The sequence below is a fragment of the Sphingomonas sp. genome (assembly GCF_030145815.1).
GTDB lineage: Bacteria > Pseudomonadota > Alphaproteobacteria > Sphingomonadales > Sphingomonadaceae > Sphingomonas.
This window is the reverse complement of sequence record NZ_JAIXHL010000008.1, coordinates 148,433-169,350: the sequence shown is the minus strand read 5'-3', so window position 1 is coordinate 169,350 and position 20,918 is coordinate 148,433. Positions and strand designations below refer to the sequence as shown.

Here is a 20,918-nt window from a genome sequence, read left to right as displayed (position 1 = left end):
CGTCAGTGAGTCGAGCCGAACAGGTAGCGCTTGGCGGCGACTTGCTGGCTGCCATCCTCTACGCCGATGGACGACTGCATGTCGGCAGTGAGCTGCCGGCGGAGGTCGGGAGGAATGATGGCATGAGGCGCGACCAAGGCGATCGCGGCCTCGGCGGAGAGGAGTTCGCCCGGCTCCGTGCCGATCCAGACGAGGGGTTCGCCTTCTGCGGGCTCGTCTTCGGTGCGAAAGAAGACTTGCGCGAAGAAGGTCTGAAGCGGCCGGTCCCATCCGACCGTCGCGCGGACGACGTCTGGGCTGTCCGGCTTGGGCTGAAGGTCGTGACGGCTCATTCCATCGTCCTCCGGATGCGATGCTGGACATGGCGCGCCGCGCCTTCGGCGCTGCTGATCGCCTTGCCGGCGGCCGACGCAGCCTGCCGCGCTCCGGCCTGCCGAAGCAAGGTACGGGCTTCGCGCAGCCGCTCAAAGGCTACCGCGATGGCGTGCCCGTCAGCGGGCGTGGCGGAGGCGATCCGTCGCATGGGCTTCTCCCTTGGATGGACGATGGATGCGGAAAGGCGCGTCTGCGGCGGGGCGCAAGGTCATTCGCAGGGTAGGGTCCGCTTGCATTCACGCGCCGACGGCCCCGACCCGCCCCCCCTTTCCCCAGGTTCAGTCGTCCTCGAGCAGCATGATCGTCATGACTCGCGTGGTGACGTGCGGATCGCCAGGGTCCTCCGATCCCCATTCCAGCGCGCGGTCGTAATAGTCGATCGCGAAACGGACGGCCTGGCCACGGACGGTGAACTCCCCGCGAGAGCGTTCCGGGCCATCGTCGCGCGTGAATGCGTAATCTCGGATCGCCGCGAGCAGCTCGGCCTGGGCGGAGAGCTCGCCGGCGAAGGCGGCGAGGCAAGCCGCAGTGATGACGACGCGGGCATTCGGATCGAGGCCGTGCCGGCAGCGGTCGTTGAGTTCGGCGATGCGGGATAGCTGGTCGGTCATGCAGCCTCCATCAGGCCAGCGTTGAAGGTCTCGATCCAGGCTTCCATCGTCGGCCGCTCGGAAAGCGGCACGATGCTCGCTGCATCCTGGAACCGGATGAGATCAGTGGGCGCATCGCGGCGAATGGCTTCGATCTCGGCGGCCGGGAGCAGCCGCTCGCCGCGTATGAAGTCGGTGATCCTGCCGGGCTTCGTCCTGGTCGAACGCCGCCAGAGCCCCTCGACGGTGCGCAGCCGAGGTTCCGCGCGCGCCTCGATGAGCACGATCAGCCTGAGGCACCAGGTTGGCAGCGCCCGGACTTCGTCCGGCTGGATGGCCCCGCAGAAGAAGCAGCTCGATTTCGGAGGGATCGGAAGACCGGCCTGCTCGATACGCGCGGCGCACCGGTCGCGGTTCCAGTTCCACTCGCGCAGCGGATAGCGGCACTCGAACAGCGGATCGTTCAACGCGGACGCATGCGCGTAGCGACGGGTGTCGGCAGGCGAGGCATCGTAGCCGATCAGCCGAACGACCTTCTGGCCTAGCTGCCACGCGGCCTGGGCCGGCGCCCATTGCTTGAGGTAGGCGTCCTGCGGCGCGACCTTCCATTTGAGAGAGCAGCTATGCCGGCCAAGGCTGATGCTGGGGAGCGTCGCATTGGTGAGCACGTTGGCCAGGATCGAGTAATAGGGTGGCCAATGCTTGAAGCGCTGCGGCACGTAGCGGACCACCTCATAGGGGATGCGACGCGCGGCCATCCACGCCGCGACCAGCTTCTGGTATTCGTAGGTATCAGGCTTCTCGGCGCCGGGATCGGCGGTGAGAACCAGGTCCGGCGGCTCGCCCCGCGATTCGAGTTCGACGAGCAGGGCCGTGGAGTCGACGCCGATGCCATAGGCGAGGACGACCGGTGGCGGCGCGCACACCATGATGGTGTCGACCGGCCTCGGCGTGGCAGAGGTGATCATAGGGGCCTCGGGCTTGAACGCGGCTGAATGCCGCCAAACTCAAGGCCCCCCTCCCCTCGCTTGTCCGATGCGACAGCGCCGGAGAGGCGGGTGTCTTCGGACCGCCTCTCGAAAGCGGGTCTCGCCGGTTATCCAGCGGCCGTGTCGTGCCGGGGTGCCGGGACGCTCGGTTCGCCCATCAGGATCACGGCGATCGAGGGCTTGTCGTCGGGTCCGAGGCGGCGGCTGTCGAAGACGTTCCGGCCGCCAAGGCCGATCGTCAGCATGTCGAAGGTCGGTGACGTACCGCCGTTGGCGTTGGCGATGCGTGTCCCGTTGTCGTGATACTGGATGTCGACGAAGCTTGGCGGGGAGCCGCGCTTGTATTCGCCGAAGAAGAACGTGATCCGACGACCGTCGGTGGTCTTGGCGCTGATCGTGAAGTTGCCGTCGGGGATGTCGATCGGGAGCGTCGGCACGTCGTTGAAGCGGGCGAAGCCGATGCTTTCGGCATCGGCCGCGGTCATGACGGGCAGCTGCGTGATGTCAGCCATCGAGGGTCTCCTGATCAGGCCAAATGAGCGGAAGCAGCGCGTTGCGCGACGGAAGGGCCTTGGGATACGGCAGGCGCGGAAGGGTGCGGCCGCGGCGGCGGGCCTCGCGCGTCAGCTCAAAGCAATAGGCGAACAGCCCAGCCTGCTGATGCGTGACGAGATGGCGCTCGCGCTGGAGCCGCCACAGCCAGCTTCGCGGTTCCTCGCCGATGCGCGGCCTCGGGACCCCCAGTGAGACGAGCTGATCGATTGCGCCGGCATGGCCCTGCTCGCCCAGGCGGATCTTGGACAGCGTGCGCCCCGAGATCGTGATGTTGCCGACCCGAAGGACCGATCGCGGCTTCGTGACCGCGCGGTGCGCGGCCGAGAGCGCGCAATAGACGCGGCCGATATGGCCCGCCCCTGGATCGCTGTAGGATACCACCGCCTCGATCCCAGGCCGTTCCCGGCGCAGGTGGCGAAAGGCCCGCGCGACAAAGAAGCTCTCGCCGTTCTGGGGCACGGCGTCGGTCAGAATGAGGCGCGCGAGGACGCAGCCGCGGCGAGGATCGTCAAACCCGGTGTGGCGCGAGATGACGGCCGCGGTGGTCGGTACGGCGAAAACGGCGACGCCTTCGAGCGCGCCCTTGCGCGCGAACAGCCCCACCGCAAGCTGCGCGGCCGGATACCGAGGCAGATAATGGTGCTGCGCGATGAAGGCGCGCGCGTCCGCGTGATCGATGACATCGACGCTGTAGGCGCCGGGATCGATCAGCGTGAGATCGCGCGCCCACAGAGCGCGCCGTTCGCGCCAGCGCTGGCTGCGGTCGGTCTGCATGGGTCGTGGTCCGTCGGTCAGAGGAGCGCGCGCTGGCGGGCGTGGCGGGCGATGATCGCGTTCGCGAAGGCGTCCGCGCCCGCCTGGCTCGGGCAGGGGAAGAGATCGTGAGCACACAGCAGGCGGAAGCTGTGGTCGAGCTCCATCGCACAGAGCCAGCGGTCGCTGCCGTCGACATCGACGACGGTGAGCGCGAGGCAGCGCGAGCCGCCATAGGGGCTCGGATCCAGTGGATCGCCCGGAAAGCCGGCGAGCATCCAGAAGCGCCAGCCGAGGGGCGGCGGGTCCTCGATGCGGGCGACGATCCGGAAGGAGCCGACGGCGGCATCGATCGTCGTCACGCCGACTTCTGCCACCCGGCCGCGACCCTCAGCTCTGCAAAGCGCGCCTGGACGGCTGATCCTGTCGGATAGCGGTTCTCGAGCCTGTGGCGCGCCAGGATGGGCCGGCGTGCCGCGGCGATGTCCTCGGCCTCGGCGAGGGTGGGCATCCGCGGAGGCCAGCCTTTGACGTATCTTAGGCCTGCCGGCATCGAGGCCTCGAGATGCCGGCGCTCGAGCTGGTCGGCCTTGGCGCGTTCGACGTCCGCGCGGAGCCCGCCGCTCAACAGATGCGGTGCGATGTCGGCGAGCCAGCGTGTCGGCTGGAATGGAAAGGTCGATCGCGCCTCGATGCCGACGAGCTCGCGATAAACCTCGGTGTTCGCCGGGGCTGCGGCAGAAGCCGACAGGTCGTGAAGCGAGGCGAAGATGCAATAGCGGCACGAGAGGCGCGTTGCGCCCCATACCTCGTTGAAATTGCCAAGCATGAAGCGGAGATTCAGCGCGAAACCGCTGCCGATGCTAGCGAGCGCAACTCGGCGACGGCGATCCGCCGGCATGCGCAGGATGTCGTCGCGCGACTTTCCGCATTGTTCGGCGTTACCATAAGTTTTCTTGTTCCGGAGGGGGCGGAAGGCAGCGTTCAACTCAATGAGAGCGGCATTCAGCCGCTCATTGCGCTGCACGGCGATTTGACGACTGCCGCTGTCGATTCGCTGAAGGTGGTTGCGTTCGACTTGGCGGCCTTGCTGTTGACGATGGAGGGGAAGACGGAGCTTCCTGGCTTCTGGCTGCATGATAGCCCTCGTGAGGCCGACCTTGGTCTGGCGATCTACCATCGAATCTTTGATTTGATGCTGTGGCTCGAGCATCGAACGATGGGTCCGCAGTTCCAATACATCATCACGACAACAACGGCCCCGCCCGAAAAGCTCAAGACGGCGCCATGGACTATATTGAAGCTGAGTAGCGCGCCGCCAATGTCGCGTCTATTCCGCCAAGATCTTTAGGCTTTACGCATTCTTGCGCCCCGCTCGCTCGATTGACGACGGACGCTTTCGCATGGAAGCGACAGGGCTTGCTGGTCAGGCGTAGTTGGATTCAGCAGCCAACTGATAGAGGGTTAGGTATGAAGACGGTCCGCGAGGGAAGCCACGGCAAGGCCAAGCTGCGGCTGGTGCAGACCGACAAGGAGTTTGTCGGCCTGGTGATCGAGGGAGGCAAGACCAGCTTCCAGACGCGCGGGCGGGATGCGGACGCGGTGTGGTCGACGCTGCAAGCCGAACTGTCGCGCGGCGGCGTCAACTGGTTTGGTCATGCGGGCGCGCGATCGCGCTTTCTGCACTGGTTCGCCGGCGGCTTTCAATCGTCCTCCTATCTGAAGGACGAGCGCGATTACAAGCTGAAGGCCAAGGCCAGGCTTGATGCGACCACGCCGGTCGAAGCCGCGGCGACCGGATCGGGGCATGGCGAGGCGGTGCTGGCGGCGTATCGCGCGACGAGCCTGCGATATCCAGTCGAGAAGACGCGCCTGCAAAAGCTGTTGCGGGGGGCGGATGCGGATCGCTTCGTGCAAGCCGCTGCCCGCTTCGCGTTAAGCGATGGGCTGGGGGTGGAGGCCAAATCGGCGCTGGCGGCGATGGAGCGGCTGCTGCTCCCGCACGACAACGCCAAGTGGACGGTGGCGACCTATCTGCCGTTCCTGTGGCGGCCGGACACGCACATCTTCCTAAAGCCGGAAGTGACCAAGGACTTTGCGTCGCGTGTAATGCACCCGCTGGCGCAGGACTATGCAGCCGGCCTGAGCCTGCCGGTCTATGCCAGCCTGCTCGACATGGCGGGGGGCATCCGCGCCGCCTTTGCCGACCTGCAGCCCCGCGACATGATCGATATACAAAGCGTGATCTGGGTCGTCGGCGATTATCGCGACGGGCGCGAGGTGCCACAGCCATGATAGCGATGGAGGGACAGCGGTGAGCTTGCTCAAGCGCCTGTTCGGCCGCGCGGCTCCGCCGCCTCAGGCGACGCCGAGGGTCAAGGCGTGGGACGAGCTTGAATTCTGCGATCCCGACAATCCGCTCTTTGCCGAAGTGATGATTCCCCGCGCGTTCAAGGTGACGGGCGCGCTCGACCCCGCCCTGCTCGACCGGCTGAGCGCGGTGATCGCGCATCCGGCGCGCGCGGACCGGATGGAACTGCGCTGGCATCCGCTGGCGAGCGAGACCGCCGGCATGTGCGTGCGCGGCGACTGTGACATCGGCATCGGCTTTCACGGCGACCTGCATTTCGTGGAGGCCGACTTCATCGGCCCGCGCGACGACGGCATCGCGTGGCGCATCGTCGCCAATGACCGCGGCTCAGCGGCCGAGCGCTTCGTGACGCTCGCGCACGAGCTAGGGCATATCTATTGCGGCCATCTCGGCCCATCGCACGCGCCCGGCGACTGGGTAGAGGCGCGCCCGATCGCGAGCAGCGTTGCGGAAGTCGAGGCGGAGATGGTTGCCGCGCTGATCGGCGTGCATGCTGGGCTCGACCCCGGCGCGCCGCATGGTGTGCAAGAGCGGCTGGACCTAATGCACGCAGAGCGCCCGACAGGTCAGGGCGTGTCGGCGGCAAGGGTCCACTACGCCGCCCAGCGCATCGCGCGCGAGGCCGGGCTGCCGCCGATGCCGGAAGGGATGTTCGGGCCGGCCGGGGGAGATGAGGCCGATCCGCTGGAGGACCGCCGCGACTATCTGGCACGGCTAGCTGGACGACTGACCCACATGCTCGAGGCGCTACCAGCCGACGAGGCGGAGGAATGGATGGCGCGACTCGCGTGCGAGGCGGAGGAGCGCGGCTGGGTAGAGAGTGTGCATCATCTGCGCCGGCCGGCCTGGGTTTTCGCAATGGACCTGCTGACCGAAAATCCGATCGCATACGAGCGCGTGCCATTAGCCGGGTTTCTAGTGTCGCGACCTGAGGCGGTCGAAGAGCTGCATGTGTTCGAGGACTTGATCGTATGAGCGGTGAACTTTCGACCCGGAACCGCACCGAGCGTCTGCGAGGCTTCCTTTCAGCTTGGCGTTCGCACGCGCCCGAACGCGCGCAGGTCAAGCGGATGGACGCATTCCTGTCGGCCTATCGGCAGCATCGCCCCCCGCCCCCAATCGTGGTTGCACGTCCGAAACTCGATCCGGCGAGGCTGGGCAGTTTTCTGACGGCAGCGCAGCCTCCACTGGAGCAACTGCGGGCCAGCGGCACGATGATCAACCCGTGGGGCGTCGCGGGCGTCGGGCGGAAGGAAGTGCGCAACTCGGCGGTCTTGGCGACGCTGTGGTCGCCTCAGCAGTGCGGTGCGCTGGGCCGTGCGTTTCTGGAGGCATTCTGCCGCCGGATCAATGACCCCGCCGGCTTGCTGCCCACTAGCGAAGAACTGGCCGCCAGCTATTCGGTGCGGACCGAGCATTGCCCGGTTGGAGCGGTAAGCGAGCGGGTTGATATCACCATCGAGGGGCCGAGCTTCGTGCTTGGCATCGAGGTGAAGATCGACGCCGCCGAAGGGCCGGAGCAGCTGCGTCGCTACGTTGGCTCGGTGCAACGCTGGGGCAAGCAGCGCGGTGGCAAAAAGGCGGCGGTGGTGTTCCTGGCACCTTTTTATCCTAGCGAGCAGGGAGTGCTGCGCGCGACTTGGCGTGACGTGATGCACGCTGGGCGCGACGTGCTGCGTCTTCGTGCAGGGGCACCGACGACGCATTCGTTCTTGCTCGAAACATTCGTTCGTCACTGCATCGAATTTGGGAGGTAAGCATGGCTGATACGTCGGAACTGGATGCGCTGATCGTGCGCAACATCGGAGATGTCGAAGCGGCGCTGCTCCGAGCCTACGATATTGGCGACGAAGTCGTCGAAGCGATCGGAAGCGCGATCCGATTGGGTCTGGACGACACGTGGGAGGTCGCTGTCGAGGTGGACGACAATCCACCTATCCGCTTCTCAAAACGAGCATGGCTCGATGGGCAACCGCAATCTCTGTCGGGCGCCTATCATTTCTCACTCAGCGAGAAAAACGGTGCTGGCGGAGAAACGGACGAAACCTGGTTGATGACGCTGCTAGGAGATGGGCCGAATGGTAGCTCCGCCGTGCTATACCTCTGGTCCGACACATTCCATGCAAAGCGCCGTTGGAAGAAGCTGTTGGATGATCAATCCGACCTGATCGACCGGTTGCTCGATGCGGGGTTTAGGCAAGACAGCGACCAGTGGCTCTACTTGCCAGTCGCGATTGATGGCGAGGCGCTCGCCAATGGCTTCGAGATCGGAGATCTTTCCGCCGCCATGGCACCAGTGACGGACGCACTCGGCATCATCCAGTCGGGAATGCCCGACATCGAGGCGCTTATTGAGCGGAATCGGACATTCGACTGATGTCGATCCGACGGTCGAGCCAGGCGGGTCGGTGATGCATTCCACCCAGCTGCGCGCCCGCGCCATTCCGGCTGCACTTCGATCCGAACTGGAAGAGGCCGCCTTCAACCACGGCTATCGCCGGTTCGAGGGCGAAGCCGATGGCTGGCTGTATTTCCGGTCGGACATTGATGTGCCGGGGGAGGTCGGGCTGGCCGTTTCCGGGGACGGGGCTGGGTGGTTTCTGTGCGTCGAGCACCCCGGCGTGGCGGCCGAGTTGGACGTGCCCGCCGCCGCCCCGATGCCAGTAAATATGCGTGCGGCGTTCGCATTTGACGATCAGCGCGCGATGCGTGCGGCGCTGCACCGGGCCTACGTCCTGGCCACCACCTTGCCCACGATGCCGCTTCACGAATTCGAGGCGGAGGTCGCCGGGCTGGGCGATACCGAAGCCGACCGCCTGACCCGCGTGCGGATTGGACAGCATCATTTCCGTCGCGCGGTGCTCAGCTATTGGGGTGGTCGCTGCCCTCTAACGGGAATCGAGGAGCCGGCCCTGCTGCGGGCGAGCCATATCGTGCCATGGGCCGAATGCGCGAGCGATGCCGAGCGACTCGACGTCCACAACGGCCTGCTCCTCGCGGCGCATTGGGACGCCGCATTCGATGCGGGACTGGTGAGCTTTGGTGACGACGGGACGGCGTTGTTCGCGCCGATACTGGGACACGCGGCGCGCACGGCACTCGGTATGCCCGAGCCGCTGGCGCTGACGGACGCGCACCGCGCCAAGCTGGCTTGGCACTGGGAAGTATACGGGTTCTGAGCGGGCATTCGCGCTGAGATGACCGTTTTTCTGACGTGAGATGAGCTGATAAGGGGGCAAGAGCAGGATGTTTCCACCTGGCAGGGTAGTCCGCCTTCGTTCACGATCCGGCGCGTGCCGGCCAGACGGCGGGGGCCACTAACGTGCGCGCGGGTCGGACTTGCCATGAGGTGAGCCTTGCTGACGGCAGCGGGCCGTCCATGCTGCTTGAGGCTCAACTGAAGCCGACATCGCCGAACCCGATCCGATGGCGGATCTGCCCGCGGGGCGATTTGCCGCGCCCGATTTGCTCCCGTCGTCTGTCGCTGCACCATCGTCTGACGGGGCCGGCTGCGCATCAGCGGCTTCAATGTAGATGCCACCGCGCCGGCGCATGGCGCGCGCAACGAACGCCCATTAGCGATCGGGTCGCCACCCACGCAGTTCAATGCGCCGCCGTCCGATGAGTTCGCTCAGATGCTCGCGGTAGCCGCCAAATTCGATGTTGCCGAGCGCGATGCGCGCAACCGCGCGCTGGGCCGCGGAGGCGAAGCGCGTGTGGTGGCAAGCGAGGACCACGCTGAACGCCGCTGGCCGGGGTGACCTTGCTCGACGTGTGCCCTGGGTGTCGAACGAAGACGGCGATGGCGCGGGCTATGATATCGCCGGTTTCGGGCCGGACGGCGCTGAGCGGCTGATCGAGGTAAAGACCGCCAACGGCTGGGAACGCCCGCTCTTTCCCTAGATCCGGCAGCGCTGTATGGACCGCCTTCACTGACGCGGCGCCGAATGGTATCGGTGACGTATTTGATGGCTTCGGTAGCGAGGATCGCTGACCTCCTGGACCAACTCGAACCGCGCCTAAATGTAGCAATGTGATCGGGTGCTGACGACAGCCAGCGCGGTCGCGTGCTTTTATGAGAAGTTTGAGTGGGGTTAGTTGGGGGGTGAGGCGCGTCAACGTCTTGTTCCGTGGACCAAAGACCGCCTCACCCCCCATTTTCGTGAACGCTTCAGTTTCAGGCGGTAGCAAAATCTAGCCTGGGGCCATGAAAAAGTGGCACGGCTGGACCCATTCGCAGAAAGATACGCGGGCGCTTCTGAGCGACGCCCACCGCAAGCGCTTCGCCGAGGGCAAACGTGACAACGCGGCGATCAAGAAGCGAGCGCGGCGCCTGCTCGATGTCGCCGACCCGATCCGCGCCGAACTGGTCGATCGGGCGCTGTGGAAGAAAAGCATCGCCTACACCCGCCGCCTTCGTCAGCGGCAGGCGCGCGAGATGGATCGCGACCTCCGCCGCGTGGGCGCGGCAATACGGCGCAGCGAACGCGACCTAAAGCTCCAGCGCTCGCGTGTTGGTCGGTCGTTCCCGGACTTCGAGTTCGATGTCGTGGCGGCGAGCCCGGCGAAGCAGGTCCGCTCGAAGCGCGACCTGATCTTCGAATGGATTCCACGCGGGTTTACCTCGGGCGGCAGCCGCGCCTTCAAGAAGGCCGGCTCCCCGCGCATTAACGCGCGCCTCGCTAAATGGCGCGATGGCGAGTTCGGCGACAAGGTGGTCTACATCGAGCGCGAGGATGCGCTCGAACAGGTTGCCGGCAATGTGATCAGCAACATGGGCGATGCGCAATCCGATCGCATCGACTGCGCCGACCGTCTCGAAGAGCTTGAGGGTGAGAGCCGATCCAATGCGGGGGTCTATGTCCACATCATCCTGCCATTACCGGCGGACCTGTCGCCGCGCGGCCGGGCCGGGCTGCTTAAGGAACTGATCGGGCACTATGATCGGCTGAATCTGCCGTTCAGCGCGGCGCTCCATAAACCCGATCCGTCCGGCAGCAATCGGAATTACCACGCTCATATCCTGCTCAGCCTGCGGTCGATGACCCGTCACGACGACCGGCTTGAGTTCGCGCTGACCAAACAGACCTGGCTCAACACCACCGCCGGGCTGATGCTTCAGCGCCGCATCATTGCGAGTGCGTTCAACCGCGCGCTCGCCGCCGAGCGGATCGCGACTCGCTGGACCCATCGGTCTCGCGTCAGCGACGGGCTGGCACCGGGTGGCTTCACCAAGCGCAAGGGCGTGCGCAATGTCGCGCCAGCGGCGTCACGGTCCGAGCAGGCAGTCGATGCGTCGAGCCAGCGTCTCGATCTGCTGGGCCTGGCAGGCCGCGCGCTGGATCAGGTCGAGCGTCTGGCCGCTGGCTTCGCCGCCATCGCGACTCGCATGGAGACGATTGTCGCCCCGTATCGCGCCGCGCAGGCCGGCGCGATTGCGAGCTCGCAACCGGAGCGTGAAGACCAGTGGGTGCGCTCGATCGACCGCGCCGCCAGCCCAGAGGTCGGCAAGCCCGACGATGCCGTCGCTTCGTCACAGCCGGCACCGGCATCGGCACAGCCTGCCCCGCCCGCCCCGCCATCGCGCGGCAAAGTGATGGCGGCGATGCGCAGGAAACTGCGCGAGACGCCGGAATATGCCGGCCTTGATGAAGCCCAGCGCATCTCGCTCGACGCTGAGGTCAACTGGATCGAGAAGGCAGTGCTTGCCCGCCGTATCGATGTCGAGCGACGGGGTAACGATTTCCACGCGTTCGTCGCCAATAGCGCAGTCGCGCAGCGTATCGATGCGCTGGCGACGGGCACCCTTGGCGAACGCATCCTGACGTTCATCGCATCCTATGTCGCACCGCTTGCCGATCGATCGGCGCTTACCGAGCATGTTGTCGATGACGGCAGCCTTGAACGGCTGTTCCGCGCTGCTGCGGAGCGCGGCGGCACAGGTCGCTGACCGTGCCGCGCCTGAATGAAGTTAGGCGAAAAAATGGGAGCCTGATCGGCTGCCCCGGAAGGGTGAAAATCCCGTCGCGACGCAGTGCAGCCCTGCGCGCGCAAAAGACGAAGTGACCTACATGCAGTTTATCAATGATCGCGCTCGCCGCATCGCGGAAGCGCGCGTCCTGGGGGCGACGGTGGCGATTGTTCGCCACGCGGGTTGGAGCCTCGATCGCTATGCGCCGGCCTTGATCGCGCAGAAGTTCGCGGATTATCTCTATGTGACCGAGCCAGAGCTGTTGCTCGTGCCGGTGATCGGCGATCTGCACCGCGCACCGATCAACAGCTTGGTCCGCGCGGCGCGCAGCGATGCGTTGTGCATCAGCATCAGCGCGAGCGACACCGGCGATCTTCGCGTGCATGGCACGGTGTGCGAATGGACCCGCCAGGCGCAGCGGTGGTCGGAACCGCGCACCGCATGGCTCGGTGACGACGATACGCTCTGGTTCCTGCCCGATGCGACCGATAGCGGGCCAGCGTTCCGCGTGGGCACCGATCGGATGGAACGGTTGGATGATCACCCGACCGGCGAGCGCGCTGCGGGGTTTGATCGCGCCCGCACGCTCTTTGCCTACCTGGGAGAGCGTTGAGATGGGGAACTGGATCAGCCCGGCCGCGGCGATGCAAATGGTCTATGATGATCCTGCCGGCGGCAACACCGACTTCGGCTTCGCCTTGCTACGGCGCGAGGCGAAGGGCCACTCGAACAGCGTGCTCGATCTCGCCCGTGCCAAGCTCCAGCCGCGCGAACCAACCGCGCAGGAGGCTAAGGCAGCAGAACTGCCGATCACCACGGCGGCGCACCGGCTGGTGCTGGCGCCGGGGGTCGGTGAAACGGACGATATCGGCGCGTTCTTCCAGGGCTATGACGACAACGCGCCGCGTCGGCTGAAGCTGCTCGCGGTGGTGATGACCATGCGGTTCGACAACGACGTCATGGTCCACGACATGATGTCGGCGGCCGGCAGCTACGCGGAAATGATTCTCGCGCGGCAGCACCGGCTCAGCAGTCTGGTCGTCTGCCATCGTCCGGGGGAAGGGCTGTCGGCCCGCGCACCGCACGCGCATGTGCTCTGCCTTTCGCGCACGCACCGTCCGAGCGGGTTCGCCGAGCAGAATGCGCTGTTTAAAGGTGAGGCGAGCGACCTCCACTGCAACTTCATGGAGGAGTGGCGTAGCTTCCGCACCGCGTGGGACCGCATCGCGGGCCAGTGAAGGGTGGCGCGGCGGCGGGATACCCCCGCCGCCGCAGCCCGACGACTTTGGGACCGAGAAGGTGACCTCCCGATGGTGGGAGGAAAACCAGAAGGAATTTCAATGTCTCTCGATACCGACGCAGTGATCCAGGCTCATGTCGACGCCATGGTCGAGTTAATGCTGGGCAAGAAGCGCATGGAACAAGGCCTGATCTTCTGCGCCGGAGGCGAGCAGGATGACGAAGGGCGCTTGTCTTTTGCCCGCGCCGCCGTCGCCAGCCGCGCGGACGTGGTCCACTTCGAGTTCAACTATACCGCCGGCTGTTATCTCACCTCCATCAATCTGATCATACCGCGGGACAATCTCTGCCTCGTTGCGACCGATTGTTGGCTCTATCTCGCCAAGGGCGCGCGATGTGCGGTGCTTGTGCCGCGGGAGAACGTTCGTGGACATTTCTCGGCGCTACCCGGGGAATTGCTTCATCGTGACGGCAAGCCAAAGGACCTCGCCGCCGGCGTCGAGCGAGCAGCACGGCGTGTCGACCAGCTGATGCGATCGTCGCGGCCCCTGCGCGGTGACATCAGGGCTGGTGTCGTCAGTCATCGACCGGAATGATTGGCAAAGAATGCCAAAGTGAGGAAGCCGGGCGCGAGTCCGGCTTTTTTCATGCGCTGGAGTGAACGCTTCAGATTTCGCGTTTCGCGACCGGCATTGCGAAAAGCATGGACACTCTTCCCGCCCCACGCGTCAGCGATATCGAGCGAAATATCACGTCGCTGCGTGCTCGTCTGCTCGTTCTCGAACAGGCTGAGAAAATTCGTCTCGGCGAACTCAAGACCATCGCTGCACATGCGCGTCAGGCGAAGCAGGTTGCGGAGGGCTCGCGCACGCGGGCGAATGAAGTGTTCGCGCACGGCGCCATCGCCGAGCGCGGCGGCTATCTGCATATCGACGACTATGCGATTGCCGGGCTCGAGGCACACGGCAACCTTTACGCGCTATGGATCGCTTCGGCAGCCGCCGCTAATCCATCCACTGATCGTGGCGGCTTGCTGCAGATCGTTTTCGCCAATCAGGGCCGCTTTACATGGTGCCGCGCGGAAGGCGCGCGGCTGGCGTGGGAATTCGTCCGGGCCGCGCGTGAGCGCGAGACCGCCCTGTTCCACGCGCGACAGGCGCGCGGCAGCAAGCATTGGCGGAAAAACGCCATCACCGAATTCCAACATTATTTGATCACCCTGATCGAGGTGCGCGGCGGCTTTCGCGCGCCCGCAAACCTGAATTGCGGCCGCGCGCATGATTGGATCGCGCAAGTCGGCGGCCACCCTGATTTCTGGGCGCCGCCGGCACACCCGCCAGTTTTCGACGAATAATCACAAGGAGAAGACAGATGAACGATGTGCTCCCCGACGTCTATAACGAAGCCAATCTGTCCGGGCCGATGCGGCTCATGCGCCTGCGGGATGCGCTGACGGCGATGCGTGATACCATGACCGACCTGAGCAAACGCGCCGCCGCGATCGCGGCAGAGTTCAATGCGGGTGTCCACACGCCCGCGAAGGCCGCCGCGTTGTTGAAGGAGGTAACCTCTCAGCAGCGCAAGCTCACCGCAAAGGTCGCAATGGTTGAACGCATCATCGCATCGTTTGACGAAGATATCAGCGGATAGCAGATACTTAAGGCGCGCTGTTTAGTGCCTCGACCAGCGAGGTTTTTATGCTCACCGACTTTCTCAAGGCGATCCTGCTGACGGCCATCGGCGCGGAGTATTTCCGCCCCGATCTCGCCAACGCGATCCACCGTGCCCGCTTCGGCACGCTGTCGCACAATCAGGCAAAGGATCTCGAGCGTCTTGGCGCCGCGATCCTGGACGCCGACGATATCGACCTGTTGCCGTCGGGGCACTTCGACGAAAACGGGTCGTTGTTACCAACCGATGGTTTGCTCGGCGACCCCACAGCGATCGGCAACCGGCTGGCACGGATGCTGTTTCTGCCGGGCGACCAGGTCATCGTCACTCGGCTGTTCAAGGCTCTCAACGACTCGTTGAAGCCTGGCCCCACAAATGATGACGCAGGAGTGACTATCGCTCCCCGGGCGGCGGTCGACAGGCGGTGGCTGGCCCGCTTCCTCGCCGCCCGGTCACAAGAGGCGCCGGCCCTTGTCACCGCGCTGCTGAACGGCCGACTGGCCGACGCGGAAGCGCTCGTAATCGAGCAGCCCCGCCAGCCGGAATGGCAATATGCGGTGCGATGCATCCGGATGGCCTGGTCGGTATTCGACCTCCAGATCATGACCTACCGGTTGCACGCCGCCGAGATGAAGGCATTCGAAAACGGGACGCCTCAGCTCACCACGCTGCGCTCGTTGCAGACTCTCATCAAAGAGATGTTCGAGATGGCCAAACTGGCGGAGAGCGCATTCAGGGCCGGTCACGACGGCAACACCATTGATCCGACGCTCACGCGTTTCATCTCCGATCTCGATCTGGAACTGCTTGCGAGCAAGAACCGCGACCACCTCGCGGCCGTCGGTGCGACACCCGATGCAGCTGCAGGCGACGTCGTGCGGTATGATCCGAATGGAGAGAATGAGGCCTATCTGCACGCTCTCGCCGACTATCTCGACTATCTCCACCGCATCATGGCCCGGGCGGTCGCGAAACTCCTCGCCATGGGTCGCAAGGCGGCCGGCGGGGCTGAACGCCGTGAGGCAGAGGCGAACATGAAGCAGGAGCTTGCCGATCTGAAGCGCGAGACCACCGTATCGCGGCTGGGCGTCACCACGCTGGTCGGTTTTGTCTTCGCCGTCCAGAATACCGCCGCCGCAATCGGCAACATCCCGGTCGTCACCGGCGTGCGGAAACCGCAGACGGGTAAGCTGCTCAGCCCGCATGCGCGGCGGCGTCTGGAGCGGGAACTGTTCACCATCTTCCGCGCGCTCATCCTGCGCGATGCGCGGCACGCCGACGCGGTGAAACGCTATCCTCCGGTCGGGAGCAGGTTTGAGAACACCAAGCCTGCTGACATGAGCACGGCGGCCCATGCCATCGAGTTTGCAAAGACGATGAAGCCCGCTGACTGGTTGATCTATTCTACCGACCACATGTTGAGCGCCGAGCGCCTGCCACAGCGCACGGTGGATGCTGCTCGGGCCTTGTCGATGGGAAACCGAAACGGCTCGGCCGATGTCGCATGGGCGAACCGGAATTTCCGATTCAGCCGCGACTGAACGGTTCATTATGTCTGGTTTGATCTCTTCATGAGGTGACCTGCCGCGCATCCCGCGCGGCGGGGAACCGACATGACCGTCACCGAACTCAATCTCGACCGGCCTGAATTTCCGGTAGCCATCAGCATGGCGCCGGAGACCGCAAGCACCACCGTAGCGGATGAGACCCCCGGCAATATCCTGCTCATCAATCCGGTTCTGTGCCGCGCGTTCAAGGGCAATGGCCGCGCCGAAAGCCCTTTCGACCCTGCGCGTAACCGCGCCCTGATCGAAAGCATCCGCGTCGATGGCCAGGTGGCCCCGGCGATCGTGCGCCGTGTTGAGCCAGACCGCTATGAAATCGTCGCCGGGACGCGGCGCTGGCACGCCGTCAGGCACCTTCGCGAGAATGGTGCCCCCGACACGCTGTTCAAGGTGTGTGTCGTCGATCTCGACGACGAAACCGCATGGCGCGAAAGCTCGGCCGAGAACGTCGGTCGCTCGGCTTACACGCCGCTGCAACTCGCGCGCAGCTGGAAATGGGCGATCGACAATACGCACAACGGTGAGCAGCAGGCGTTTGCCGCCGCGCGCGGGATCGATCCGGGCGTCATCAGCCGGACGCTTTCGCTGCTCGACATTCCACCCGTCATCCAAGCGGCGCACACCGACTTCGAGCGCGCCTCGGTCCATTTTGCCGAGCAGGTCGTGCCCGCGTTGCGGGACACCGACCGCCGCCGCAACGTCGTGACGATCGCCGCGAACCTGGCCAGTGCGGGCGTCAAGCTCGCCGGACCTCGCCTCGTTGAACGCCTGCTGCTGTCGCCGGCGGAGGTTGAGCAGACGCGTCCGCAAAGCTGGGCGCTGGGTGAGAACCAGCGGGCCGTTACGTGGAAGAAGGATGAAAAAGGTGGCGCCACCCTCCGCCTCTCGGCGCTCGGTGACGACGTGCGTCAACGTGATCGCACCAGGGTGCTCGCAGCGCTCACCGTCGAGTTGCGGCAGCATCTCGGCCTGACGAGCGCCCCGCCGAAAGCGAGCGATGAAAATTCCGGGGCCAGCGAATGATCGGTCGCGGCTGAGCCGGCCAGCAACGCACGCACGGTCGCAATCGAAAATCCGCCACGCCGCTGACCTCGCTGGTCAGTCTCCCAAGGCAGCCCGAGGTTCCACATGACTGCCATCACGTCATTCGTAGCCAAGCTCGAGCGCGCTCTGCGCAACCAGACGAGCCTGAGAATAACGCCGGAAGAGATAGCGGCGGTTCTCCGGAGTCCAATCGGAGATGCGATCTACCAAGAAAAATTGAATGAAATGAGATCCGAGTGTCACGAGAAACCAGCCCACTCATCGTCGGAGACTTCTGGCTCGACAAACGCCGCGATGGAAAATCGCCCGAAATCTGGCAAATCGCCACTGCCAGCGGGCGGACCATTATCTATCGCAGCACTAAGTGCAGGTCTGTAAAAGACGCCAGTGAAGTGCTGCGTAGCCATGAGGCGTGGCACAGGTCGAAGACACGGCAGCCAACCACACAGGCGGAATTGCTCCCGCATCTGTTCCTCTATCTCCGTGAGCGTGGACCGGACGTCCATCGCATCGATACGATCAAATCGTCTTTCAGAGCATGGATCGGCTTCTTCATGCAGGACGAATTGACCACCAGCGTTCGCATCGACGAACTTACGAACAACGTCGTCGCACGCTTCCGTCGCTGGCGCATGCAACCCCATTCCTGGGAGGTCGAATGGGGCGGAAAGGTCTATCGCCATCAGCATTCCGGCGTGACGGGTGAGGCCGTCCAGCGGAACATCGAGGACCTGCGCGCCGCGCTCAACCACGCGAAAGGCGAAAAGCGGATCGATGAAGTCCCAAAGATACCGTCCGTCGCCAAGAACCTCCGGTCCAAGCCGCGCAAGCTGCGACTGACGATCGCCCAGTTGGGCGCCATCGTTGCCTACGCCGATCAGGAACCCGATGCGCAGGCTTGGGTGTGGCTGATGATCGGCACCGCCGTGCGACCGGACGCCGGACTTGCCTTCGATCCTGCCGTGCAATGGCACCACTCAATCGCCGACATGCATCCGCCCCACTGGCCGCTCACGAACAAGCGGAACCCGGTGGTGCCCCTGATCGCGCCGCTACGTGACCTGATGGGAGCCTGGCCGTCAGGCCCGATCGTCAAATCTCGCAAGATCTGGTGGGGGACGATGCGCGAGAAGCTAAACCTTCCTCCACGCGCCGTTCCGAAGACGATCCGCCATACAGTCGCGACGCATCTCCGCAGCAGCGGCGTGCCCGGTGAACAGATCAGCGCGCTGCTCGGCCACAAGGACGAAGACGATACGCTGGAGGAGATCACGGAAGACTATGCCCACATCGAACCAACCAAGATGCGAGCTGCGATTCGGGCACTGACTAAGCTCTGGCAGCAGGTCGAAAAGGAGGCGGAGCGTTGGCGTGCTGGCCATTTGCTGACCATCACCGCGGACCGCAACAAGATCATCACCCCCAAAAAGGGGTGAAGGCGTTGATTTTACGGTATTTTCATGGTGGGCGCTGACGGGCTCGAACCGCCGACCCTCTCGGTGTAAACGAGATGCTCTACCAACTGAGCTAAGCGCCCGGACCGCGCTCCGATAGGCGCAAGCGGCGCGCGCGTAAAGACGCGCGGTGGTTTCCATCGCACCACCAAATGGGCTAGCGGGCGCGCATGACCAGTTCACCCGTCGTCACCCGCTTTGCGCCCAGCCCCACCGGCCGCCTGCATGTCGGCAATATCCGCACCGCGCTCCACAACTGGATGTGGGCGCGCAAACAGGGCGGCCGCTTCCTGCTGCGCATCGACGACACCGATCCCGAACGGTCGCAAGAAGCGTTCGTCGATGCGATCCGCACCGACCTTGCCTGGCTCGGCCTCGTCCCCGATGGCGAGGCACGCCAGTCGCAGCGCTTCGACCTGTATGAGCGCCGCTTTGCTGAGCTGGTCGCGGCGGGCCGAATTTACCCTGCCTATGAAAGCCAGCAGGAACTCGAGCTGAAGCGCAAGATCCAGCTCGGTCGCGGGCTGCCCCCGATCTACGATCGCACGGCGCTGGCGCTGACCGACGCCGACCGCGCCGGCCTCGAAGCCGCCGGCACCCGCCCGCACTGGCGCTTCAAGCTCGACAGCGCCGCACCGATCGAATGGACCGATCTGATCCGCGGACCCCAGCGCTTCGATCCCGCGACGATGAGCGATCCCGTGATCCGCCGCGCCGATGGCTCGTGGCTCTACCTTCTTCCCTCGGTGATCGACGATATCGACATGGATATCACCCATGTCGTGCGCGGTGAGGACCATGTGTCCAACACGGCGGCGCAGGTGCAGATGTTCGCCGCGCTCGGCGCGACCCCGCCGGCCTTCGCGCACGAAGCGCTGCTGACCGGGAGCGAGGGCAAATTGTCGAAGCGCCTCGGCTCGCTCGGCTGCGACCATTTCCGCGACACGGGGCTGGAGCCGCAGACGATCATCGCCCTGCTCGCACGGCTCGGCACCAGCGATCCGGTCGAGCCGCAGCCAGACCCTGCGCCGCTGATCGCCGCATTCGACTTCGCCCGCTTCGGTCGTGCGCCCGCCCGTTTCGACGAAGCCGAGCTGGCCCAGCTCAACGCCCGCATTGTCCATCAGCTGCCGTTCGCGGCGGTCGCCGACCGACTGCCGGCGGACATGGACGCAGCTGCCTGGGACGCGATCCGGCCGAACCTCGAGACCGTCGGCGGTGCCGCCGACTGGTGGCAGGTCGTTGCCGGGCCGGTCGATGCCCCGGCCGATCCGGGGGATCGCGCCTTTCTCGACACCGCCGCCGATCTCGCCGCAACGCTCGACTGGCGCGCCGACCCGTGGCACGCGCTGACCGGTGCGCTCAAGGAGGCGACCGGGCGCAAGGGCCGCGCGCTGTTTCACCCGCTGCGCCGCGCGCTCACCGGGCGCGACTCGGGCCCCGACATGGGCGCGTTGCTCCCCCTCATCGGGCGTGATCGCGCCATCGAGCGCTTGCGCGGCTGAACGGGTCCGCTCGCGCCATTTCCCTGCGCCGCGGAGCCTAGTCGCCTGAACGAAAAGGAATTTGCAAGTCGCATGTAATGGTATATCATCCTTCCACCGGCCCAGACCGGAATGATGGAGAGCCTGTCATGCACACCACCCGCTATCAGCCTTCCGCTTCACGCCCGGCGAGCGCCGGGGCCTCATTGCTCATTCTCGCCGCTATCGGCTTCGGCGCGACGCTGGTCGGTCCGACGCTGGTGCCGATCCTCAAGGATCCCCCGATCCAGGTCATTCCCATCAAGCTCGATCCGCCCAAGCCCGACCCCAAGCCGATCGAGCAGGTCCGCGACAAGCGCGAAGCCGTCCCGACGACCCAGCCGCTGCCCAACCAGCCCGATCCGGTCGTGCCGATTCCCGGGGCCGGCAATCCGATTCGATCGACAACGGGCTTTGACCCGGTCCCGATGGACCCGCCCGCCGACCCCGGGCCACCGTCGACCGGCACCGTGGTCGATCCGCCCAAGCCGCCGGTCTTCGTCGGGGCGACGGTCGATCCGCGCTATGCCGACTCGCTCCAGCCGCCCTATCCCAGTTCCGAAATCCGCAATCAGACCGAGGGTCGCCTCACCGCCCGCGTGCTGGTCGGGGTCGACGGTCGGGTCAAGGCGATCGAGATCCTGCGCAGCCCCAGCAAGGGCCTGTCCGAAGCCACCCGCCGCCATGCCTTGTCCAAATGGCGGTTCAAGCCCGCGACCCGCGACGGCGTCCCCTATGAAGACTGGATGACGATGACGCTGAGTTTCAAATTGGTGGATTGACGGGGTCTGGCCTCATGCCTCCGCATTCCCTATCTT

The 20,918-nt window shown here is 65.1% G+C and carries 26 protein-coding genes and 1 tRNA gene; 17 read left to right on the top strand and 10 right to left on the bottom strand.

Going from position 1 to position 20,918, the window contains the following annotated elements; all coding sequences use genetic code 11:
- Positions 1–2 precede the first annotated feature (2 nt).
- The 8 genes from KYX69_RS09350 to KYX69_RS09315 all read right to left on the bottom strand — a co-directional run bounded on the left by KYX69_RS09350 (position 3) and on the right by KYX69_RS09315 (position 4,499).
- Positions 3–332 carry a hypothetical protein gene (locus tag KYX69_RS09350; protein ID WP_300496412.1) on the bottom strand — a complete coding sequence of 110 codons (330 nt, stop codon included), beginning with the start codon at positions 330–332 and terminating at the stop codon, positions 3–5.
- Positions 329–523, bottom strand: a complete 195-nt coding sequence (locus KYX69_RS09345) for a hypothetical protein (protein WP_300496410.1) — start codon at positions 521–523, stop codon at positions 329–331. Before KYX69_RS09345 ends, KYX69_RS09350 begins: the two co-directional genes overlap by 4 nt.
- Before the next feature lie 130 nt (positions 524–653).
- Positions 654–986: a DUF3768 domain-containing protein gene (locus KYX69_RS09340; RefSeq protein ID WP_300496407.1), complete on the bottom strand. Its 333-nt coding sequence runs from the start codon at positions 984–986 to the stop codon at positions 654–656.
- A complete protein-coding gene (locus KYX69_RS09335) occupies positions 983–1,933 on the bottom strand; it encodes a hypothetical protein (protein WP_300496404.1) in 951 nt (316 codons plus the stop codon). Before KYX69_RS09335 ends, KYX69_RS09340 begins: the two co-directional genes overlap by 4 nt.
- A gap of 128 nt (positions 1,934–2,061) precedes the next feature.
- Entirely contained in the window at positions 2,062–2,466 is a 405-nt protein-coding gene (locus KYX69_RS09330; RefSeq protein ID WP_300496403.1) for a hypothetical protein, read from the bottom strand.
- A complete protein-coding gene (locus KYX69_RS09325; RefSeq protein ID WP_300496401.1) occupies positions 2,459–3,283 on the bottom strand; it encodes a hypothetical protein in 825 nt (274 codons plus the stop codon). The genes KYX69_RS09330 and KYX69_RS09325 overlap by 8 nt, the downstream gene beginning before the upstream one ends.
- A 17-nt stretch (positions 3,284–3,300) precedes the next feature.
- Complete coding sequence (locus tag KYX69_RS09320; protein WP_300496399.1) at positions 3,301–3,624, bottom strand: transposase; 324 nt, start codon at positions 3,622–3,624, stop codon at positions 3,301–3,303.
- A complete protein-coding gene (locus KYX69_RS09315; RefSeq protein ID WP_300496397.1) occupies positions 3,621–4,499 on the bottom strand; it encodes a hypothetical protein in 879 nt (292 codons plus the stop codon). The genes KYX69_RS09320 and KYX69_RS09315 overlap by 4 nt, the downstream gene beginning before the upstream one ends.
- A gap of 233 nt (positions 4,500–4,732) precedes the next feature.
- On the opposite strand from KYX69_RS09315, the gene KYX69_RS09310 reads away from it, so the two are divergent.
- The 10 genes from KYX69_RS09310 to KYX69_RS09265 all read left to right on the top strand — a co-directional run bounded on the left by KYX69_RS09310 (position 4,733) and on the right by KYX69_RS09265 (position 13,439).
- The gene (locus KYX69_RS09310) at positions 4,733–5,557 is read left to right on the top strand and encodes a hypothetical protein (RefSeq protein ID WP_300496396.1); all 825 of its coding nucleotides are present in this window, start codon (positions 4,733–4,735) and stop codon (positions 5,555–5,557) included.
- Between the two features lie 19 nt (positions 5,558–5,576).
- On the top strand, positions 5,577–6,608 hold the full coding sequence (locus KYX69_RS09305) for an ImmA/IrrE family metallo-endopeptidase (protein ID WP_300496395.1): 1,032 nt from the start codon (positions 5,577–5,579) through the stop codon (positions 6,606–6,608).
- On the top strand, positions 6,605–7,390 hold the full coding sequence (locus KYX69_RS09300; RefSeq protein ID WP_300496393.1) for a PD-(D/E)XK nuclease family protein: 786 nt from the start codon (positions 6,605–6,607) through the stop codon (positions 7,388–7,390). Before KYX69_RS09305 ends, KYX69_RS09300 begins: the two co-directional genes overlap by 4 nt.
- Positions 7,391–7,392: 2 nt before the next feature.
- Positions 7,393–8,010: a hypothetical protein gene (locus KYX69_RS09295; RefSeq protein ID WP_300496391.1), complete on the top strand. Its 618-nt coding sequence runs from the start codon at positions 7,393–7,395 to the stop codon at positions 8,008–8,010.
- Positions 8,011–8,044: 34 nt separating this feature from the next.
- Entirely contained in the window at positions 8,045–8,812 is a 768-nt protein-coding gene (locus KYX69_RS09290; RefSeq protein WP_300496388.1) for an HNH endonuclease, read from the top strand.
- Positions 8,813–9,308: 496 nt separating this feature from the next.
- Positions 9,309–9,536: a DUF3883 domain-containing protein gene (locus tag KYX69_RS09285; protein ID WP_300496387.1), complete on the top strand. Its 228-nt coding sequence runs from the start codon at positions 9,309–9,311 to the stop codon at positions 9,534–9,536.
- Positions 9,537–9,840: 304 nt separating this feature from the next.
- Entirely contained in the window at positions 9,841–11,583 is a 1,743-nt protein-coding gene (locus tag KYX69_RS09280; protein WP_300496385.1) for a hypothetical protein, read from the top strand.
- Positions 11,584–11,704: 121 nt separating this feature from the next.
- A complete protein-coding gene (locus KYX69_RS09275) occupies positions 11,705–12,217 on the top strand; it encodes a hypothetical protein (RefSeq protein WP_300496383.1) in 513 nt (170 codons plus the stop codon).
- Entirely contained in the window at positions 12,141–12,842 is a 702-nt protein-coding gene (locus KYX69_RS09270; protein ID WP_300496381.1) for a hypothetical protein, read from the top strand. The genes KYX69_RS09275 and KYX69_RS09270 overlap by 77 nt, the downstream gene beginning before the upstream one ends.
- 102 nt (positions 12,843–12,944) lie before the next feature.
- Positions 12,945–13,439: a hypothetical protein gene (locus tag KYX69_RS09265; RefSeq protein ID WP_300496378.1), complete on the top strand. Its 495-nt coding sequence runs from the start codon at positions 12,945–12,947 to the stop codon at positions 13,437–13,439.
- On the opposite strand, the gene KYX69_RS09260 is transcribed toward KYX69_RS09265, so the two are convergent.
- Positions 13,424–13,738, bottom strand: coding sequence for a hypothetical protein (locus KYX69_RS09260; RefSeq protein ID WP_300496375.1), 315 nt, complete (start codon positions 13,736–13,738; stop codon positions 13,424–13,426). The genes KYX69_RS09265 and KYX69_RS09260 overlap by 16 nt on opposite strands.
- Between KYX69_RS09260 and KYX69_RS09255 the strand changes: the two genes are divergently transcribed.
- The 5 genes from KYX69_RS09255 (at position 13,727) to KYX69_RS09235 (ending at position 18,559) form a co-directional block, all read left to right on the top strand.
- A complete protein-coding gene (locus KYX69_RS09255; RefSeq protein WP_300496373.1) occupies positions 13,727–14,197 on the top strand; it encodes a hypothetical protein in 471 nt (156 codons plus the stop codon). The two genes, KYX69_RS09260 and KYX69_RS09255, sit on opposite strands and share 12 nt — an antisense overlap.
- A gap of 17 nt (positions 14,198–14,214) precedes the next feature.
- On the top strand, positions 14,215–14,493 hold the full coding sequence (locus KYX69_RS09250; RefSeq protein ID WP_300496371.1) for a hypothetical protein: 279 nt from the start codon (positions 14,215–14,217) through the stop codon (positions 14,491–14,493).
- A 47-nt stretch (positions 14,494–14,540) separates the two neighbouring features.
- Complete coding sequence (locus tag KYX69_RS09245) at positions 14,541–16,055, top strand: hypothetical protein (RefSeq protein WP_300496369.1); 1,515 nt, start codon at positions 14,541–14,543, stop codon at positions 16,053–16,055.
- A gap of 72 nt (positions 16,056–16,127) precedes the next feature.
- Positions 16,128–17,102, top strand: a complete 975-nt coding sequence (locus tag KYX69_RS09240) for a ParB/RepB/Spo0J family partition protein (RefSeq protein WP_300496367.1) — start codon at positions 16,128–16,130, stop codon at positions 17,100–17,102.
- 257 nt (positions 17,103–17,359) lie between these two features.
- On the top strand, positions 17,360–18,559 hold the full coding sequence (locus KYX69_RS09235) for an integrase (protein ID WP_300496364.1): 1,200 nt from the start codon (positions 17,360–17,362) through the stop codon (positions 18,557–18,559).
- 25 nt (positions 18,560–18,584) lie between these two features.
- On the opposite strand, the gene KYX69_RS09230 is transcribed toward KYX69_RS09235, so the two are convergent.
- A tRNA-Val gene (locus tag KYX69_RS09230) sits at positions 18,585–18,660 on the bottom strand.
- A gap of 87 nt (positions 18,661–18,747) precedes the next feature.
- Between KYX69_RS09230 and gltX the strand changes: the two genes are divergently transcribed.
- Together gltX and KYX69_RS09220 are read left to right on the top strand one after the other, a co-directional pair.
- Positions 18,748–20,082, top strand: a complete 1,335-nt coding sequence (gltX, locus tag KYX69_RS09225; RefSeq protein WP_300496361.1) for a glutamate--tRNA ligase — start codon at positions 18,748–18,750, stop codon at positions 20,080–20,082.
- Between the two features lie 128 nt (positions 20,083–20,210).
- Positions 20,211–20,882: an energy transducer TonB gene (locus tag KYX69_RS09220; RefSeq protein ID WP_300496358.1), complete on the top strand. Its 672-nt coding sequence runs from the start codon at positions 20,211–20,213 to the stop codon at positions 20,880–20,882.
- Positions 20,883–20,918: the final 36 nt, after the last annotated feature.